Source organism: Rhizobiales bacterium NRL2 (genome assembly GCA_001664005.1).
GTDB lineage: Bacteria > Pseudomonadota > Alphaproteobacteria > Minwuiales > Minwuiaceae > Minwuia.
This window is the reverse complement of record CP016093.1, coordinates 2,006,724-2,024,845: the sequence shown is the minus strand read 5'-3', so window position 1 is coordinate 2,024,845 and position 18,122 is coordinate 2,006,724. Positions and strand designations below refer to the sequence as shown.

Annotated in this window: 16 protein-coding genes; 10 read left to right on the top strand and 6 right to left on the bottom strand. The window is 66.3% G+C overall.

The annotated features are described in order from the left end of the window. The first annotated feature begins 16 nt into the window (after nt 1-16). From TEF_09355 to TEF_09325, 7 genes are all read left to right on the top strand, one after another. On the top strand, nt 17-676 hold the full coding sequence (locus TEF_09355) for a nicotinamide N-methyase (GenBank protein ANK80979.1): 660 nt from the start codon (nt 17-19) through the stop codon (nt 674-676). Further along, nucleotides 673-1,584, top strand: a complete 912-nt coding sequence (locus tag TEF_09350) for a 4-hydroxybenzoate polyprenyltransferase (protein ANK80978.1) — start codon at nt 673-675, stop codon at nt 1,582-1,584. The genes TEF_09355 and TEF_09350 overlap by 4 nt, the downstream gene beginning before the upstream one ends. A gap of 8 nt (nt 1,585-1,592) precedes the next feature. Further along, nucleotides 1,593-2,600: a hypothetical protein gene (locus TEF_09345; GenBank protein ID ANK83387.1), complete on the top strand. Its 1,008-nt coding sequence runs from the start codon at nt 1,593-1,595 to the stop codon at nt 2,598-2,600. A 125-nt stretch (nt 2,601-2,725) separates the two neighbouring features. After that, entirely contained in the window at nt 2,726-3,103 is a 378-nt protein-coding gene (locus TEF_09340; protein ID ANK80977.1) for a hypothetical protein, read from the top strand. Nucleotides 3,104-3,244: 141 nt separating this feature from the next. Further along, a complete protein-coding gene (locus TEF_09335; protein ANK80976.1) occupies nt 3,245-4,339 on the top strand; it encodes an alkane 1-monooxygenase in 1,095 nt (364 codons plus the stop codon). 164 nt (nt 4,340-4,503) lie between these two features. Next, the gene (locus TEF_09330) at nt 4,504-5,298 is read left to right on the top strand and encodes a hypothetical protein (protein ANK80975.1); all 795 of its coding nucleotides are present in this window, start codon (nt 4,504-4,506) and stop codon (nt 5,296-5,298) included. Nucleotides 5,299-5,326: 28 nt separating this feature from the next. Continuing rightward, nucleotides 5,327-6,121, top strand: coding sequence for an enoyl-CoA hydratase (locus TEF_09325; protein ANK80974.1), 795 nt, complete (start codon nt 5,327-5,329; stop codon nt 6,119-6,121). An 85-nt stretch (nt 6,122-6,206) separates the two neighbouring features. Here TEF_09325 and TEF_09320 read toward each other — a convergent pair whose 3' ends face one another. Both TEF_09320 and TEF_09315 read right to left on the bottom strand, forming a co-directional pair. Beyond that, nucleotides 6,207-10,430 carry a hypothetical protein gene (locus TEF_09320; GenBank protein ID ANK80973.1) on the bottom strand — a complete coding sequence of 1,408 codons (4,224 nt, stop codon included), beginning with the start codon at nt 10,428-10,430 and terminating at the stop codon, nt 6,207-6,209. A 199-nt stretch (nt 10,431-10,629) separates the two neighbouring features. Beyond that, nucleotides 10,630-11,469 (bottom strand): enoyl-CoA hydratase, encoded by an 840-nt coding sequence (locus TEF_09315; GenBank protein ANK80972.1) that lies wholly within the window; start codon nt 11,467-11,469, stop codon nt 10,630-10,632. 50 nt (nt 11,470-11,519) lie between these two features. Here TEF_09315 and TEF_09310 point away from each other — a divergent pair, with 50 nt between their 5' ends. Then, a complete protein-coding gene (locus TEF_09310; protein ANK80971.1) occupies nt 11,520-11,864 on the top strand; it encodes a hypothetical protein in 345 nt (114 codons plus the stop codon). Nucleotides 11,865-11,931: 67 nt separating this feature from the next. Beyond that, nucleotides 11,932-13,086 carry a hypothetical protein gene (locus tag TEF_09305; protein ANK80970.1) on the top strand — a complete coding sequence of 385 codons (1,155 nt, stop codon included), beginning with the start codon at nt 11,932-11,934 and terminating at the stop codon, nt 13,084-13,086. Nucleotides 13,087-13,100: 14 nt separating this feature from the next. Here the strand turns inward: TEF_09305 and TEF_09300 are convergent, their stop codons facing one another. Then, nucleotides 13,101-14,336, bottom strand: a complete 1,236-nt coding sequence (locus TEF_09300; GenBank protein ID ANK80969.1) for a LuxA — start codon at nt 14,334-14,336, stop codon at nt 13,101-13,103. 3 nt (nt 14,337-14,339) lie between these two features. Continuing rightward, nucleotides 14,340-15,233, bottom strand: coding sequence for a 2,4-dienoyl-CoA reductase (locus TEF_09295; protein ID ANK80968.1), 894 nt, complete (start codon nt 15,231-15,233; stop codon nt 14,340-14,342). Nucleotides 15,234-15,385: 152 nt separating this feature from the next. On the opposite strand from TEF_09295, the gene TEF_09290 reads away from it, so the two are divergent. After that, entirely contained in the window at nt 15,386-16,147 is a 762-nt protein-coding gene (locus tag TEF_09290) for a hypothetical protein (protein ID ANK80967.1), read from the top strand. A 287-nt stretch (nt 16,148-16,434) separates the two neighbouring features. On the opposite strand, the gene TEF_09285 is transcribed toward TEF_09290, so the two are convergent. Further along, complete coding sequence (locus TEF_09285) at nt 16,435-16,899, bottom strand: acyl dehydratase (protein ID ANK80966.1); 465 nt, start codon at nt 16,897-16,899, stop codon at nt 16,435-16,437. Continuing rightward, complete coding sequence (locus TEF_09280; GenBank protein ANK80965.1) at nt 16,899-18,119, bottom strand: hypothetical protein; 1,221 nt, start codon at nt 18,117-18,119, stop codon at nt 16,899-16,901. The genes TEF_09285 and TEF_09280 overlap by 1 nt, the downstream gene beginning before the upstream one ends. Nucleotides 18,120-18,122 lie beyond the last annotated feature (3 nt).

Here is an 18,122-nt window from a genome sequence, read left to right as displayed (position 1 = left end):
CGACGCTGCGGACGCCATGAGCCTCGATATCGCCGACCGGGACCGCTTCGTGCGGGCCAACACCGCGCTTCTGCCCACGCCCCTGGTGCCGGAAATAGAACTGCACCTCGCAACCGAGGCCCTGCCACTCTGGCAGATGACCGAGGAGGCCATGGCCGAAGCCGGACTGCCGCCGCCCTACTGGGCCTTCGCCTGGGCCGGGGGTCAGGCGCTGGCGCGCTATGTTCTGGACAATCCGGAGGCCGTCGCCGGCAGGCGGGTGATCGACTTCGCCGCCGGATCGGGCCTGGTCGCCATCGCCGCCGCCATGGCCGGCGCCTCCACTGTCGCCGCCAACGATATCGACCCCTTCAGCCATGCCGCCATGCGGCTCAACGCCGAGGCGAACGGCGTCGCCATCGACGTCATGGAGGCCGACATCGTCGGCGACCCGCTCGCCGGCTTCGATCTCGTGCTCGCCGCCGACATCTGTTACGAACAGCCGACGAGCGGGCGCGTCGAGGCTTGGTTCCGCCAGCTCAGCGCCGGCGGCATGCCGGTCCTGATGGGCGACCCCGGGCGCAGCTTCCGGCCGAAATCCGGCCTGGAGAAACTGGCCCACTACGCGGTTCCAACGACGCGCGAACTGGAAGACAATGATGTCCGTTCCACGGATGTCTGGCGGTTTGTTCAATGAGTGTCATTGCCGACGCACGCGCCGACAACTGGGTCGACCGGCACGCGCCGGACTGGGCCAAGCCCTATCTGAAACTGGCGCGCTTCGACCGGCCGGTCGGTACCTGGCTGCTGCTCTGGCCCTGCTGGTGGTCGATCTGGCTGGCGCGGCCGGTGCTCGACCTGGAAACGCTCCGGCTGTTCGTCCTCTTCGGCGTCGGCGCCGTGGTGATGCGCGGTGCGGGCTGCACCATCAACGACATCGCCGACCGGAACTTCGACGGACGTGTGGAGCGCACCCGGCACCGTCCCATTCCGTCGGGCCAGATCAGCGTGACAGGTGCGGCCATCTGGATGGGCGCGCTCTGCCTCGTCGGCCTCGCGATCCTGCTGCAGCTCTCCCCCCTGGCGATCTGGCTGGGCGTCGGCTCGCTGGGGCTGGTCGCAATTTATCCGTTCATGAAGCGCGTCACCTACTGGCCGCAGATCTGGCTGGGCCTCACCTTCAACTGGGGCGCGCTGATGGGCTGGGCGGCGGCCAGCGGCGAACTCGGCCTCGCGCCGGTGTTCCTCTATGTGGGCGGCATCTTCTGGACGCTCGGCTATGACACCATCTACGCGCACCAGGACAAGGAGGACGATGCCCTGATCGGGGTCAAGTCCTCGGCCCTGAAGCTCGGCAGCAGGACGCGGCCGGCGCTGGCCGTGTTCTATGTCGGCGCCGTCGTGTTCTGGGGGCTGGCGGCGCGGGAGGCCGGCTTTTCCCACTGGTTCCTGCTCCCCTTCGCGCTGGTGATCGGCCAGTTCGCCTGGCAGGTGACCCGGGTGCTCCTCGACGACCGCGACGACTGTCTCCGGAAGTTCAAGTCGAACATCCTGCTGGGTGCGGTGATGATGGCCGCGCTGATCGTCGGGGGACTGGCGGCGTGATCCCCGGTGTGCCCGAACTGCCCGCGATCGGCGTCGGCTCCTACGCCGTGCCGGGCTGGTTCATCGTCGCCCAGCGTCAGGCCCGCGAAGGCGTGCTCGGGCCCCACGACATGGAAGAAGCCACCAACGACGCCGTGCGCGTGGTGGTGCAGGACCAGATCGAGGCCGGCTTCGACGTGATCTCCGACGGTGAAGTCCGCCGCCAGCGTTTCGTCTACGAGATGTTCCAGCACATGGAGGGCCTGACCCGCGTACCGGCGACGCGGCGGCTCGGCATCGCCGGCTACGATCAGGCGCCGGGGTTCGTCGCGGGCGAGCGGATCGCCGCGCCCGACGGGCTCGGCCTCGGCGCCGAACTCGCCTTCCTGAAGGACATTGCGGGCGGGCGGCCGGTGAAGATGGCCCTGCCCGGCCCGCTGACCTTCGCCATGCGCATCGATCCGGGGCCCCGCGATGCCGCGGCGGTGCTGGACGAGATCGTGGCGATCCTGACCGCCGAGATCGGAGCTTTGTCGGCCGCCGGAGCGGACATCTTCCAACTCGACGAACCGGCACTGCCGCATCCGCCGCTCGGGCTCACGCATCAGGAGGGTGCGGAGGCGATCAACCGCGTGCTCGCGGCCTTCGACGGCTACAGGGCGGTGCATGTCTGTTTCGGCAACAACGCCGGCCGGCCGTTCGCGGACCGGCGCTTCGGGCGGCTGATGGACGCGATGACCGCGCTGGACGCCGACCAGCTCGTGCTCGAGTTCGCCAACCGGGAAATGGCGGAAGTCGAATTGCTGGCCGACCTGCAGGACCGCTTCGAGATCGCCGCCGGCGTCGTGGACGTGAAGAATTTCCACCTGGAGAGGCCGGAGGATGTCGCCCGGCGGCTGGAGACGGTGCTGCGTCACGTGCCGATGGCACGCCTCAGCGCGACCTCCGACTGCGGATTCTCCGCCCTGCCCCGCTATATCGCACGCCAGAAGGCGTCCGTCCTGGTCGCCGGCGCACGTCTGCTGCGTGGTGAATGACGTCGCCGACGCGGCGTTCATCTTGTTTAATATTTATGGTTAACAGAAGAAATCGGCCAAAATTGCCGACAATTTTATCTTTTACACTTTATTTACCATAATATTTGGCTTATCTTCTTACCACCATGCGCATCGAAGGTGGCTCATATCCCCTCGCCCTCCGGGGCCCGCGCGCACCGGCCCGTGAAGAGCCGCAGGCGGTCGATGGCGTATTCGAGGCGCGCGGCTGGCAGTTGCCGCCCCCGCCGCGCGGTCCGGCCGCCCAGGAGGATCCCGTCGGCTTCGCCGAGGCGCTGATGAACGTCACGGTCGCCCCCCGTTCGATCCACCAGACGGCACTGCTTTTCGAGGTTCAGCGCATCGCCCAGGGCGAGGCCGGCGTTCCGGCGCGGGCCGATGCGGCGACCGACGCCACCCTCGCCTACCGGGACTCTCTGGACCGCAACGCCCTGCCGCGCCGGCGCGGTTTTCTCTGGTCCGAGACCCGCACCATCCGCATCTGACGCAGCGGCCCCGCCGCGGCCAGCGCATTTTCCACAGCCGACCCATGCAACGCCATCCGGCTTCCGGCGGCTTGACGATCTTCCCATGATCAAGCATGCTCTACTCAACAGTAACGATCAAAAACCAGGGAGTAGAGACGCATGCAGGTCGGCATGGGCGTGATTTTCCAGAATCCCGGAAAGGAGCGCAGCGACAACGACGTCTATCGCGCCGACATGGCGCTGGCGGAGATGGCGGAGCCCCTGGGTTTCGATTCCGTCTGGACGGTCGAGCACCATTTCACCGACTACACCATGTGTCCCGACCCGACCATGTTCCTGAGCTACATGGCCGGCCACTCCAAAACGATCGGCATCGGCTCCATGGTCGTCGTGCTGCCCTGGCACGATCCGCTGCGCGCCGCCGAACAGATCTCGATGCTCGACAACATGTCGGGCGGCCGCATGATCCTCGGGATCGGCCGCGGCGCCGGCAAGGTGGAGTTCGACGGCTTCCGCCTGGACATGGGCGAGAGCCGCGAACGCTTCGTCGAAGCTGCCGAGATGGTGCTGGACGCGCTCGAGACCGGCAAGGCCAGCTATGACGGCAAGCACTACAAGCAGCCCGAAGTCGAGATCCGGCCCAACCCGTTCAAGAGCTTCAAGGGCCGCACCTACGCCGCCGCGGTCAGCCCGGAATCGGCGCGCATCATGGCCCGGCTCGGCGTCGGTATCCTGATCATCCCGCAGAAGCCCTGGGCCCACGTGAAGACCGAACTGGACGAGTACCGGACGATCTTCCGCGAGGTGAACGGCGAGGACGCCCCCGCCCCCATCGCCGGTGGCTGGGTGTTCTGCGACGAAAACCCCGACCGCGCCTACGAGCAGGCGCTGCAGTACATCGGCGGCTACTGGAAGACGGTCATGGACCATTACCAGTTCGACGGCGAGCACATGCAGAACATGAAGGGCTACGAGTACTACGCCAAGTTCCGCGAGAACCTGCTCAAGGCCGGCCCCGACGGGGCCACGGAGTTCTTCATGAACCTGCAGGTCTGGGGCACGCCAGAGATGTGCTACGAAAAGATCGTCAAGACCGCCGACATGATCGGCGCTGACGGGTTCAACGGCGTCTTTTCCTACGCCGGCATGCCGCACGAGGAATCGGTGCGGAACGCGACGCTGTTCGCGGAAAAGGTCATGCCGGAACTCAAGAAGATCGGTCCCGCCGCAGAGCGGCTCAAGAACGCCGCCTGAGGGCGCCGGGACCCACACAGCTTCCGCTGGGCCGACTGGGGAGGAGGCCTTGTCCGGGGAGGACGCGCGGCCGGAGAGCAATCTCCGGCCGCGTTCTCTTTTGACGGCGGGCGAAATGGCGCAAGATGCGTCCGGCCCGGCGAGAACAATGGGGAGGACCGGACATGAGACTGAGACAGATCGCCTTCGCGGCGCGGGATCTGGCGCCCACGGAAGACGCCCTTCTGGATGTGCTGGGCCTGGAAACCGGCTACCGCGATCCCGGCGTCGGCGAGTTCGGGCTGCACAATGCGGTCATTCCCGTCGGCGGCAACTTCCTGGAGATCGTCGCGCCGACCAGGGACGATACCGCCGCCGGGCGTTACATGGACCGCCGCGGCGGCGACTGCGGCTACATGGCCATCTTCCAGTGCCCTGACGCGTCCGGCGCCCGCGCGCGCGCCGACAAGCTGGGTATCCGCGCCGTCTGGCGCCATGACGAGACGGGCACCTGCGCCACGCACTTCCATCCCGTCGACATGGGCGGCGCCATCGTCTCGGTCGACAGCTTCGACGACGCGCCGGACGTGAACGAGGAATACGCTTACTGGAAATGGGCCGGGCCGGCATGGAAGGACCATGTCGACACGTCCCTGACCCGCCGCATGACGGGTCTGGAGATGGCTCACCCCGATCCGGCGCGCCAGGCCTCCACCTGGTCGGCGCTGCTGGAGCTGCCGGCCCGTGCGGTCGACGAAGGCGGATTCGACATCGAAACCGGCGACGGCGACCAGCTCCGCTTCCGCCGGACCGACGACAATGAGCAACCCGGCATTCGCGCGCTCGATTTCGAGATGACCGACGGCGGCGAGGCGCTGAAACGCGCCGGCGCGCGGGGCCTGCCGCGCGGCTCCGCCGGAGACGGCATCGGCTGGTTCGACCTGATGCAGGTACGCTTCAATCTGAAGCACGCCGGCTGAACGCAACGAGGAACAGAGGGAATCTGGGATGACCGATCATCTGCTGATCGAGAGGAAGGGCGGCGTCGCCGTCATGACCATGAACCGGCCGGATCGCCTGAACGCGCTGTCGGGCGAGATGCTGGACGCGCTGGTCGCCAACGCCCGCGCCTTCGCGGCGGACCCGGAGGTTCGCTGCGTGGTGATCACCGGCGCGGGCCGCGGCTTCTGCGCCGGCGGTGACGTCAAGTCCATGGCCGAGGGCAAGGAGTTCGCCGACGACTCGATCCAGGGCAAGGCCAATGCGCTGCGCGAGAAGATGGAGATCTCGAGGCTGCTGCACGAGATGCCCAAGCCGACCATCGCCATGGTGCGCGGCCCCCTTGCCGGCGCCGGCATGTCGATCGCGCTCGCCTGCGATCTGCGCATTGCCTCGGACACGCTGAAGTTCACCACGGCCTTCGCCAATGTCGGCTATTCGGGCGACTTCGGCGGCAGCTATTTCCTGAGCCACCTTGTCGGCACGGCGAGGGCGCGCGAGCTCTATTTCACTGCCGAGAAGCTGGACGCCGGACAGGCGATGGCCCTCGGCATCGTCAACTGGGTCGTGCCCGACGGCGAACTGGAAAAGGCGACGATGGAGCTGGCGCAGCGTCTGGCCTCCGGCCCCTCGGTCGCCTTCGCCTACATGAAGCGCAACATGAACGCCGCGGAGAACGAACCGCTGGCGCGCTGCTTCGACATGGAGGCGCTGCACCACACCCTCGCCGGCCAGACCGAGGACCACAAGGCGGCAGCACAGGCTTTCGTCGAAAAGCGGACGCCGGTCTTCAAGGGGCGCTGAGTCCCGGCCACACGAGTCCACGGAAAAAACAAGGGGATGGCCCCATCAAGGGCCCTCCCCTTTGCCGTTCGTCTCGAGGCCGCAGTCAGGCCGCGAGATTGATGTCGGCGGCGGCCACGGCATCGCCCTGGACCTCCGCGATCACCGTGTAGCCTGCCACGTTCACGTCCGCGTCGTGGATCAGGTGGGTGCCGTCGAAGACGAAGGTCTCGCCCGACTCCAGACCCGAGTTCGTGCCGTCATAGGCGCCGTCGCTGAAGGCCAGGTTGTTCGTCGTGAAGTCGGCGCCCGAAAACTCGAAGCGGTCGACGCCCGTCTGGAAGTCGGTCACCAGGTCCACCGACACCTCCGCCTGTCCGACAGTGACGTCCGCCCCGACGGCCACACCATCGGCGGCCGCCTCGTACTGGAAGAAGTCGCCGCCCGCGCCGCCGGTCATGGTGTCCACACCCGCGCCGCCGATCAGGTCGTCCGCACCGTCGCCACCGACGATCGAGTCATTGCCGTTGCCGCCGACCAGGAAGTCGTCGCCGGCATTGCCCGTCAGCGTGTCGTCGCCGTCCACACCTGCCAGCACGTCCGCCGATGCGCCGCCGGTCAAGGCGTCATTGCCCGAGGTGCCGATCTGGATCGCGAAGATCGCATCGACAAACTGGATCTCCTCGATGTCGTTGGAGAGGGTATCAGCGCCTTCGCCGCCGACGGTGTCGGTCAGGACCGAGTTGCTGCCGTCATTGGCGAAGAGGACGTCAAAGTTGTCCTCGCTGCCGGTATAGACGGCGCGGTCGATGTTGGCGCCGCCGGAGAGGGCATCGCCGCCGGCGCCGCCCTGCAGCGTATCGTTGCCGCCGCCGCCGGAGAGGCTGTCATCGCCATCGCCGCCTTGCAGATTGTCGCTGCCCTCGTCGCCGAAGATCGTGTCGTTGCCGCCCGCGCCCTGGAGCACGTTGTTGCCGGTATTGCCCGACATGGTGTTGTCGGACGCATTGCCGACGCCGTCGATATTGTCGGTCCCGACCAGTTCCAGCACCTCGATATTGTCGTCCATCGAAACGCCGATGGAACTCTGGATCGTGTCGGTGCCGCCATTGGCCTGTTCGACGATGGTGTCGTCGAACTGGGACGTGATGGCGTCGATGGAACCCTGCAGATCGGAGTCGAGGCTGGTGAAGTAGGTGAAGGTGACGCTACCGCCGATGGTCAGCGTCCCGCCCTCGAAAGTGATCGCAATCGCCTGATCGGCCGTCTGGGTGAAGCCTTCGGCCTGAGGAATATCGAACGCCACATCCGCAAAGGCGTCACGATTGGAGAAGCCGAAGGTGCTGACCCGGGCACGCGCATCGTCGGCCAGGAAAAAGATCGGCACGTCGCTGATCTGACCGGTGGCGCTGACGATGGCCAGGTTGTCGTTCCCGCCATCGCCCGGCTGATTGACGATATCGTTCACCGTGGTGAAGCTGCTGTTGAGATCAGCGTCCTGATCGGGATCGAAGCTGCGCATGTAGCGGACGTTGTCGATCACCGTGTTGCCGACATTGGTCAGCGTCACCGTGTTGCGGAAGAACTTGTCGTTCTCGGTGAACGAGACGACCTGCTGCACCTCGACCTGGCCGTCCGAGGTCGTGCCGGTCCAGCGTGCCGAAAGGGTGGTGCCGGAACTCAGGTCGGCGACAGAGACATTCTGGTTGACCTGGAACGTGCCGACCCGCTCAGCATTCGAAAAGTTTGACTCGTTCCCGCCGATATCGATGCCGATGGTGAAGCTTTCCTCCGGCGTGCCCGGCAGGAAGAAGTCGCCCGTCAGCGGATCGTTGCCGATGTCGAAGCCGTCGTCGTCGACGTTCATGCCGATGCCGTTGCCATTGAAGACCGGATGGAAGCCGGCCGGCGCAGAACTCGCGGTGCCGAAGGAGCCGCCGCCGGAAATACCCACCGAAAGGAAGGTGCCTTCCAGAAAGATATCGTCGTCGACCGTTGCGCTCTGCACCGCGAGCGTGCCGAAGTCGAGACTCTCGCCGCCTTCGACGCCGCCGCGCTCACCGGCGCCGCTGACATCGCCGATCTGATAGAGGTCGTCGCCGTCGCCGCCGATCAGCGTGTCGGCACCACCCTCGCCATTGAGGGTGTCGTTGCCGGCCCCGCCGCTGAGTACGTTGGCCTCGGCATCGCCGCGCAGGCTGTCGCCGAAGGCCGTGCCGGTGGCATTCTCGATGCCGGTCAGCGCGTCGGTCGCGCCGCCGCCGTCGGTCGCCGTCCCGGCGGTCAGGTCGACCGCGACGCCCTGGGCCTCGCCGGAATATTCCACGAGGTCGGTGCCGTCGCCGCCATCCATGGAATCCGCGCCCGCGCCGCCGACAAGCGTGTCGTCGCCCGCGCCGCCGTTCAGCACGTTGGCGCCCCCGTCACCGGTGATCGCATCGTCGAAGCCGGAACCGACGACGTTCTCGACATCGACCAGCGAGTCGGAGCCGCCATCGCCGTCATTGCTGGCAGTCCCGGCGCCGAGGTCGACAATGGCTGCGCCCGCGGCCTGGGAATAGTCGGCGATGTCCGTGCCAATGCCGCCGTTCAGTGTATCGACGCCCGCCCCGCCCCGGAGCGTGTCGTCACCGCCGGCGCCGTTGATCACGTCGTTGCCGCCGCCGCCGGCGAGGACGTTGCCAACAGCGCTGCCGGTGATGGAATCGTTGAAGGCGGAACCCTCGACATTCTCCACACCGGTCAGCGAGTCGCTGTCGCCGAACTCGTCGGTCGCCGTCCCGTCGGCCAGATTGACGACCGCGCCGGTGCCGCCACCATAGGTGAAGGACGCCGTATCGCTGCCGGCGCCGCCGTCGATGGTGTCGTCGCCGGGTCCGCCGTCGAAGGTGTCGTCGCCGTCGCCGGCGTTGATCACGTCATTGCCTGAGCCGCCAAAGATGGTGTCATTGCCGGCGCTGCCCTCGATCTGATCGTTGCCGTCGCCGCCCGTCAGGTTGTCATTGCCGTTGCCGCCCTGCACGGTGTCATTGCCGGCTTGGGAATCGACCGTGTCGTTGCCGTCGAGCGCGTCGATGTTGTCGTTGCCCGGGGTGCCGGTCAGCGTGTCGTTGCCGGCGGTGCCAACATTGTTGTTGTTCCCGGCGACGACCTCCTCGTCGTCATTGTCGTCCGGAGGCGGCGGCGGAGGCGCCGTGCTGGCCTTGGTGCCGCTACCACTGCCTGTCGTGGCCTTGTTGGCGTTCTGGACCAGGTTCTCGAATTCCTCGCCGTCGCCGCTCTCCTCGTCGCCCGCGGCCTCGTCGGCGCCGCTGACGTTGAGCTTGGCGTCGCCGCCGCCGCCGCCATCCGGCGCGCCGCCGTCTTCGCGGTCGTCGTCGCCGCCGTCGTCATCCTGCTGGCCGCGCTGCACACCCGATGTCGGGGGCAGGAAGTCGAGCGCGTTGCCGTACTTCTGATTGACTTCCTGCGGACTGTAGATGCGCGGAACGCTGAGCGACTGGAACTGGCTGCTGGTCGAGGTTCCTTCATAGGCCTGGGTGAGCAGCACGCTGCTGGCCTGGTTGGAGACGAAGACGGAGCCCGTCTGACCGTTGTCGTCGGGCAGATTGACGACTTCCGATTCCTCGCCCTCCTGCGCGCCCTGGCCAGTCACGTAGGTGCCGCGGATACCGATGGTCAGCACCGGCGTCTTGACCTGCAGGGCATCGTCGCCGCTCTGGGCAACCTGGCCGGAGACGAACGAGAAGGAGCCCTGCAGCACGTTCATCACCGCGCTGCCGGTTCCGGCGCTGGGGTCATAGACGAAGTCGTCGATGACCATGCGGGCGTCCTGGCCGATCGAGAAGGTGGTGTCGTCATTGAAACGCAGGCCACAGGCGCCGCCCGCGGCAGTCTCGATCACGTCGTCCTGATAGACCGGATCGCCTGCGGACAGCTCGACGCGGCTGCCATCGGTGCGGGTGGCGACGACCACGCCATCGACCGCTTCCACCACGCCGATGGGATTGCCGAGACCGGCGCCGAGCTGCGCCAGACCGCCCGCCCTGGGCCCGGCAAGCAGCTCGGCCAGGTGGCCGGCGATCTGCGCGCCGTTGAGCGTGTAGAGGTCGGGCGGCGTCTCTGTGCCGAAAAAGTCGACAATCAGGATCTTCGTGCCGTCCTTGCCCTGAAGGATCAGGTCGGAACCGGCGCGCACGAAGTCGGCGGTGAGCAGCAGCGCGCCGTGATCGATCACCAGCGCATTCTGGCCCGCCGCGTTGAGCACCTCGGCGAACTGTCCCTGGGGGGCTTCCTCGCCGAAGGTCGTCCTGTGGAATTGTCTCGTCATGACACCGCTCCGCCTCTGCGCAACGGATGACCCGGCGGCCGGCCCCTGAGGTCCGCAACCGAGTCCATCCCCCTCATACGCACACCCGAGGATAGATGACACGCCGGCTCATCCAACGTGCGAACTTCACTATAACATCACCCCGACGCAGCAGCACGCATCACATTTTCGCGGGTTTCCGGCGCGATTTCAGCCGGCCCTAGCGCCCGGGAAAATTGGGCGCGCGCTTCTCCACGAAGTGCGCGACGCCTTCCTTGAAGTCGGCCGAATCGAAACTCGCCGGCATTTCGGAATTCGCCGTCAGGATCGCGCTCTCCAGCGACTGATGCAGGGCCTGGTAGACCTGCTGTTTCATCACGCGGATGGAACGCGGCGAGACCATGGTCGCCAGTTCCTCGGCGTAGGCGCGGGTCTCGTCGACGAAACGCTCGTCGTCGATGACCCGGTTCACCAGCCCCATCTGCCGTGCCTCCTCCGACGTCACCTTGCGCGCCGACAGCAGCAGGTCGAGCGCATTGGCATGGCCGACAAGCGCCGGCAGCATCCAGGAGATCCCATGCTCGGCAATCAGGCCGCGGCGGGAAAAGGCGGTGGTGAAGACGGCCGACCGGGCGGCGAAGCGCATGTCGCAGTAGAGGGCCATGATCATGCCCAGTCCCGCGCAGGGCCCGTTGACCGCCGCCAGGATCGGCTTCGGCACGGTCGGGAAATAGGCGTAGCGCATGGAATAGTCGCGCCCCGGGTTCAGGCCGCCGGGAATGGCGTTGTCGACCGCCGAAACGCTCTGCAGCCGTCCCCGCATTGCCGAACTCTCGTCCTGGATGTCGCCCAGCAGGTTCATGTCCGCCCCGGCGCAGAAACCGCGTCCGGCGCCGGTCAGCACGATGGCGCGCACGCCGTCGTCCTTCGACGCCTCCATCATGGCCTCGCGGACCTCGGCTTCCATCTGCCGGGTCCAGGCGTTCAGCGCATCCGGCCGGTTGAGCGTGACGGTCAGGACCGGGCCGTCCTTTTGGTAGAGAATTTCCGCGAACGCCATATCATCCTCCCTGTGGTCGTTCGGCCCATGATGGCGGAGAGCCCCGGCGGATGGAAGAAGCACAGAGCAGTCTGAAGTTCGGGGCCTTCGACCTCATGCTCCTCGGCGCCTTCTTCATCAGCTACAACGTGCTGGCCCTGATCCAGGTCGCCCTTCTGTATGGCGGCAGGTTCATCGTCTTCGCAACCGTAACACTGGCCGCCGTCCTCGCGGCGCCGGGCCTGGAGATGCTGGATTTGTCGGAAACCTGTGCGGTCCGGTCGAGCGCGATCCTCTGTGGCGACGGGAAGCAGGTCCTGATCGGACTGGGCACGGTCTGGCCCATCGTCTGTTTCGCGGTGCTCTTGATCTTCGTGATGCTTCGGGCCATCAGGCGGTTTCGGGCCGGACACTGAAGGATACCGGCGCATGCAGGCGGGCCCGGATAGCGAACTGCATTGTACGACTGTGGGGAGAAGCAGAATGAAAGCCTTCGAAGTCCATGTCGGCGATGCGGAGATCGCCGATCTGAACGCACGGCTGGACGCGACACGCTGGCCCAGGGAGGAACCGGCGGACGCGCGCTGGGATTACGGCGCGAACATGGCCTATGTCCGGGAGCTCTGCGCCCACTGGCGCGACGCCTTCGACTGGCGCGCGGTCGAGACCCGGATCAACGGCTTCGACAACTTCACCGCAGATGTCGATGGCCTCGACATCCATTTCATCCTGGAGAAGGGCTCGGGCGCCAGTCCGACGCCGCTGATCCTGACCCATGGCTGGCCGGGCTCGATCGTCGAGTTCCTGGAAGTGATCGAGCCGCTGGCCCATCCCGAACGCTTCGGCGGCGATGCGGAGGACGGCTTCGATGTGATCGTCCCCAGCCTGCCGGGTTACGGCTTCTCGGGCGCGCCGCCGAAGGCGATCGACTGCCGCGAGACGGCGCGGCTCTGGCGCGGGCTGATGGTCGACGTCCTGGGCTATCAGGGCTTCATCGCGCAGGGCGGCGACTGGGGCTGCCTGGTGACCTCCTGGCTCGGCCTGAACCACGCCGATGTCTGCAAGGCCATCCATCAGAACATGTGGATCCTGCGCCCGGCGCGGGACGACAGCCGCCCCTATGACGCCGAGGAGAAAGCCTGGGCGGGGCGGCGCAAGCAACTGATGGCGACCGAAACCGCCTATCAGGCGATCCAGTCGACGAAGTCCCAGACCCTGGCCTACGGGCTGACCGACTCGCCGGCGGGTCTGGCGGCCTGGATCGCCGAGAAGTTCCACCGCTGGGGCGATACGGGCGGCGACATCGAGAGCCGATTCTCCAAGGACCGCCTGCTGGCCAACATCGCCCTCTACTGGTTCACGGCGACGATCAACACGTCGGCCTGGATGTACCGCTCGATCATCGAAAGCGACAATTTCATCGCGCCGGAGGGACGGCGGATCGAGGTGCCGACCGGCGTCGCGCACTTCCCGGGCGACATCTTCGCCACCCCGCCGCGCCAGTGGGTCGAGCGGGTCGCCAACGTCGTGCACTGGACCGACATGCCGGCCGGCGGCCATTTCGCCGCCATGGAGGAGCCGGCGCTGTTCGTCGACGACATCCGCGCCTTCCGCCGGCTGGTGGAGGCGGACGGCTAGTCACCTGCGGAGTGTCAGTCCCCCGGGGCGGCCTGCTTTTCCTTCTCCGCCATCATCGCCTTGAGCTCTTCAGGCGTCAGGCGGACGATGTCCTCGTTCTGGTGGCTGTAGAGGTCGAAATCCTCGGTATCCAGCTCCTCGAGCACCGTCTCGCCGTCGAGGACGCTCCGCTTCCAGGCCTGATGCGCGGCTTCCTCGCCATGGAACTCCGGCATGACTTCCTCCGCGAACAGGCGGTAGCTCTTGCAGATATCCTCGTGGCTGGTGCGGCCGGCCTGGGCCACCAGAATGCACTGGTCGACATGGGCGTCGGCGAACATGCGCAGCTTCTTCCGGAGCGTTTCCGGGCTGCCGATCAGCGCCGTTTCGACGGCCTTCTGCGCCTTCTCGGAATGGCGCCAGTCCTGGTAGGCGGCCCAGAGGTCGCTCTTGCCCGGCGCGTCGACGCCCTTCCGGCCGTAATAGGACAGCGCGAAGATGAAGAAGGTCCAGCCCGACGCCTTCTCGATGGCCTCCTCGTCGGTCTCGGCGCAGAAGAAGCCGTTGGCGATGGCGATGTTCGGGTTGAGCGGATAGTCGGTCAGCGGCTGGCGGCGGCGCAGCAGACAGTTGTAGTAGCGATGCACCCAGGCCCGCGCGGCCTCCGCCGAGATGAAGCTGAAGCCCAGCGCGCCCATGCCCCACTCGCCGGCCTTGGCGATGGTCTTGATGTTGGAGCAGGCGACCCAGAGCGGCGGATGCGGTTTCTGCAGCGGCTTCGGCACCACGTTGCGGGCGGGGAAATCGAAATGCTCGCCGTGGAATTCCCAGTCCGTCTTCGTGAACATGGGCACGATGGCCTGGACCGCCTCTTCCCAGCGCTCCCGCTTGGTGCGGACCTTGACGCCGAAGGGGTGCAGTTCCGCCGGGCCTGCGCCCTCGCCGAAGCCCAGCTCGACACGGCCGTTCGACAGCAGGTCCAGCGTGCCCACCTTCTCGGCCACGCGATGCGGCTGATTGGTGGTGATCTGGACGATGCCGTGGCCCAGGCGGATGTTCTTGGTGCGCTGGCTGGCCGCACCGAGGAAGACCTCGGGCGCCGAAGAGTGCGAGTACTCCTCCAGGAAGTGATGCTCGACCACCCAGGCGGCATCGAAGCCCAGCCGGTCGGCCAGTTCGATCTGCTCCAGCGATTCGTTGAGGATGCGGTGCTCGCTCCGCTGGTCCCAGGGCCGCGGGATCTGGTGCTCGTAGAAGATGCCGAACTTCATGCCTCAGTCCTCCCCCTGTCCATTGCCGCCATAGTCGCCCCAGAACGCGACCGGGCCATTATAGCGATGAAAGCCCTGATAGGGTTTCGCCCTGGTATGGTCGGGTATGTCCCAGTCCTGCCGGATCGACTGGCTGGCCCCGTGCACGTAGTAGCAGGCGCCGGAGACGTAGGACGCCCCCTCCGACAGCAGGAATGTGATCACCGAGGAGACCTCGGATTCCGTGCCCATGCGCTTGAAGGGCATCTTCTTGAGCCCTTCGGTGAACTTCGCCTGCATCTCGGGCGTGTAGGCGTTCATCCCCGAGGACGCGATATAGCCCGGCGCGACCGAGTTCACGCGGACGCCGTGATTGGCCCATTCGACCGCCAGGGTCTCGGTCACCGACATCATGCCGGCCCGCGCGCCGGCCGAGTGCACCATGGCCGGCATGCCGCCGATCGGATCGGCGACGATGTTCACGACGGAACCGCCGTTCGCCTTCATCCACTGGGTGAAGCACTCCCGAGCGACCACGAATCCCGAGACGAGATTGTTGCGAATCACCGTCTCGAAGCCCTTCTGGCTCATGTTCTCGGCTGGCGACGTGAACTGCCCGCCGGCATTGTTCACCAGCCCGTCGACCCGACCCAGCCGCTCGATGACGTCGGCCACCATCGCCCGGACCGCTTCCTCGTCGCGCAGATCGCAAGCGTGGCAGATGGCCCGGCCGCCATCCTCCTCGATCTCCTGAGCCACGGCCTCGAGGCGCTCGAGGCGCCGGCCAACCAGCGCCACCGCCGCACCCAGCGACGCGAGCTCATGGGCGGTGCAGCGCCCGATACCGGACCCGCCTCCGGTCACGATGACGGCCCGGCCCTCGAACAGGCCAGGCCGATATATCGACCTGTAGGACATGATGATGCCTCCCCGCGTTCTCCATCCCGCCACAATGCATAAGTCACAATCGCAGCCGCGAACAGGCCGCGATCACACTTTGGCAAGGCTTCTGTTGTAAAGATCGCGAATACGCGGCAATTTCGATCGGCATTCGGGCAAGGAGTTCTGAGATGGGGATCAGCAGGAACCTGGCCGCCCTGGCCTTGGGCGGGATGATGTTGACGTCGGCTGCAGCAGCAGCCGATGCACCCGCCGATCCCTACGAGCAGACCAACCGCGAAATCTTCGACTTCAACATGGGCCTCGACCGTGCCGTGATGCGGCCCGTCGCCCGCGGCTATCGCACCGTGGCGCCGGAGCCGCTGCGCCTGGGCGTCTCCAACGCCTTGGAAAACCTCACGGAACCGCGCACGCTGATCAACAACATCCTCCAGGGTGACGGCGAAGCGGCGTGGAACACCTTCATGCGTTTCATGATCAACTCCACCGTCGGCATCGGCGGCCTGTTCGACGTCACCACGGCCGGCAATTTCCACCGCCGCAAGGAAGACTTCGGCCAGACGCTGGCGGTCTGGGGCTACGAAAGCGGCGCCTACATCATGCTGCCCGTCTTCGGCCCCTCGACGGGCCGCGACACGGTGGGATTCGTCGTCGATTCGGTGACCGATCCCTTCAATCTCGTCTTCGGCTTCGTGCCCACGGCCGCGCGCACCGGCACCGCCATGGTCGACAAGCGCTCCGAGGTGATCGAGGAGTTCGAGGTGCTGGAGGATACGGCGATCGACCTCTACGCCTCCGTGCGCACGCTCTACTACCAGAACCGCGAGAACGCGATCCGCAACGGCGCACCGCCGCCGCTGGACGATCTCTACCGGGATCTGGAGCTGGAGAAGAGCGTCGAAGTCAGCTTTCCCCGCGCCCAGAACAACTGATCCCAACAGCTATCGGGCCTGGGCCCGACGCGAAAGGGCCCGTCCGAAAGGCGGGCCCTTTTTCGTTGTGTGGCGGCCCCTGCGGAAGAAGGAGCGGCCGGCACGCCGGTTCGCGAGAACCTTCATGCCGGCCGCTTGGGAGGACCGCCGCCCCTTGGGGTGTTGGGGATCGCAGGACGACGGTCAGTGCCATGCCAAGGCCCGATCAACATCGCCTTATTGAGAATGATTGTCAATCTCAGAATTTCGGTAAAGGCGTCTTTTCGCCGCCAGGCTCCGGGGGACGATCAGTCCTCCTCGGGCCGGCCCCGCATCATCCTGAGCGGATTGTAGGTCAGCACCACGTCGCCCTTCTGATTGATCACCTTGTTGTCGGTACGAACCAGGGCGCGGTTGCCCTTCTTCGCCGGTTTGATCTCGGTGACCTCGCCTTCGACGTGGATCGTGTCGCCGGCGAAGGACGGCCCCTTGATGTCGATCTCGCAGTTGAGAAAGGCCAGACCGGTCCGCGCGATGGTCGACGGGATCACCAGCCCCTCGGCAAGCGAGAAGACCAGCGCGCCGGGCGAAAGACGACCGGCGAAATCGGTATGCTCCTCAAGATACCAGTAGCTGGTGAACAGCTCCTCGGTGAGGCCGGAGACGCCGACGAAGTTCATGATGTCGGTTTCGGTGATGGAGCGCGTGAGCGTCCTGAACTTCCAGCCGACGGACCAGTCCTGATAGTAGAATCCATGTCCCAGGAGTTGCATCAGATCGCCTTTTCCTTCTTCTCGATGGCCGCACCGGCGGCCAGCATCGCTTCCACGGTCGCCTCGTCGTAGCCGAGTTCGCCCAGCACCTCGCGCGTCTGTTCGCCCAGATGCGGGGTGTGACGGCGGACGCTGGCGGGACTCTTCTCGAAATTGACCGGGTACTTCATCGTCCGCAGCAGCCCTTCGGTCGGATGGTCGTAGGTCTCCCAGAATCCGACATCCGTCAGGTGCCGGTCGGTCAGCAGGTCTTCCGGCGTGTTGACCCGGGAGCACGGCACGCCGTGCGGCTCCAGGGCGGCCAGCCATTCATCGGTGGTCAGCGCCTTGCTGAGCTCCGCCAGCGTCGAATAGACGGTGTCGACGTTCTTCTGGCGCGCGGCGAAGGAGTTGAACATCGGATCCTCGGCCAGGTCCGAACGGCCCGCCGCCTCCAGCACAACCCGCCATTGCCGGTCGTCATAGGGCAGGATCGCCACCCAGCCGTCCTTCGACGGATAGGGCTTGCGCCAGGGGGTGCGCAGGCGGCTGTAGCCCGTCGGGCCGGTGGCGTCGGCGTAGGTGGCGCCGTCCAGATGTTCGATCAGGTTGATGTGCACCATGGTCTCGAACATGGGCACCTCGACGAACTGCGCCTCGCCCGTCCGCTCCCGGTGCAGCAGCGCCGTCACCACGGCGTTGGCCGCCATCAGGCCGGTGGTCTTGTCGGCCTGGACGAAGCCGACATAGCGCGGCTGGTCCAGCAGCCAGCCCTGGATCGCCGCGCCGCCCGAGGCCGACTGGATGATGTCGTCGAAGGCCGTCTTGTGGCCGTAGGGGCCCTTCTCCGAAAAGCCGTAGGCGCCGACATAGATCAGGTTCGGATTGACCGCCTTCAGATCCTCGTAGGCGATGCCCAGCTTGCGCACCGCCTGGGGCCGGAGCGCGTGCATGAAGACGTCCGCCGTTTCGATCAGCCGCATGAAGGCTTCCAGCCCCTCGGGCTTCTTGAGGTCCAGACAGAGCGAACGCTTGTTGCGGTTGCAGTTGAGGAAGCACGAGGCCATGCCGTCGCGCCGCGTGGTGCCGATGGCGCGGGCCAGGTCGCCGGCCGGCTCCTCCACCTTGATCACGTCCGCGCCGAGGTCGCCCAGCATCTGCCCGGCCAGCGGGCCCAGCACGATGCGGGTGAGGTCGACGACGCGGTAGCCCGCCAGCGGACCCTTGTTCTCCGTCTCCATGGC

What these genes read in the sequence shown, in the direction of transcription:
- TEF_09300 (ANK80969.1), bottom strand. Translation starts at nt 14,336, where the DNA reads ATGAAGTTCGGCATCTTCTACGAGCACCAGATCCCGCGGCCCTGGGAC.
- TEF_09305 (ANK80970.1), top strand. Translation starts at nt 11,932, where the DNA reads ATGAAAGCCTTCGAAGTCCATGTCGGCGATGCGGAGATCGCCGATCTG.
- TEF_09310 (ANK80971.1), top strand. Translation starts at nt 11,520, where the DNA reads ATGGAAGAAGCACAGAGCAGTCTGAAGTTCGGGGCCTTCGACCTCATG.
- TEF_09295 (ANK80968.1), bottom strand. Translation starts at nt 15,233, where the DNA reads ATGTCCTACAGGTCGATATATCGGCCTGGCCTGTTCGAGGGCCGGGCC.
- TEF_09285 (ANK80966.1), bottom strand. Translation starts at nt 16,899, where the DNA reads ATGCAACTCCTGGGACATGGATTCTACTATCAGGACTGGTCCGTCGGC.
- TEF_09320 (ANK80973.1), bottom strand. Translation starts at nt 10,430, where the DNA reads ATGACGAGACAATTCCACAGGACGACCTTCGGCGAGGAAGCCCCCCAG.
- TEF_09325 (ANK80974.1), top strand. Translation starts at nt 5,327, where the DNA reads ATGACCGATCATCTGCTGATCGAGAGGAAGGGCGGCGTCGCCGTCATG.
- TEF_09355 (ANK80979.1), top strand. Translation starts at nt 17, where the DNA reads ATGAGCCTCGATATCGCCGACCGGGACCGCTTCGTGCGGGCCAACACC.
- TEF_09315 (ANK80972.1), bottom strand. Translation starts at nt 11,469, where the DNA reads ATGGCGTTCGCGGAAATTCTCTACCAAAAGGACGGCCCGGTCCTGACC.
- TEF_09280 (ANK80965.1), bottom strand. Translation starts at nt 18,119, where the DNA reads ATGGAGACGGAGAACAAGGGTCCGCTGGCGGGCTACCGCGTCGTCGAC.
- TEF_09335 (ANK80976.1), top strand. Translation starts at nt 3,245, where the DNA reads ATGCAGGTCGGCATGGGCGTGATTTTCCAGAATCCCGGAAAGGAGCGC.
- TEF_09340 (ANK80977.1), top strand. Translation starts at nt 2,726, where the DNA reads ATGCGCATCGAAGGTGGCTCATATCCCCTCGCCCTCCGGGGCCCGCGC.
- TEF_09330 (ANK80975.1), top strand. Translation starts at nt 4,504, where the DNA reads ATGAGACTGAGACAGATCGCCTTCGCGGCGCGGGATCTGGCGCCCACG.
- TEF_09290 (ANK80967.1), top strand. Translation starts at nt 15,386, where the DNA reads ATGGGGATCAGCAGGAACCTGGCCGCCCTGGCCTTGGGCGGGATGATG.
- TEF_09350 (ANK80978.1), top strand. Translation starts at nt 673, where the DNA reads ATGAGTGTCATTGCCGACGCACGCGCCGACAACTGGGTCGACCGGCAC.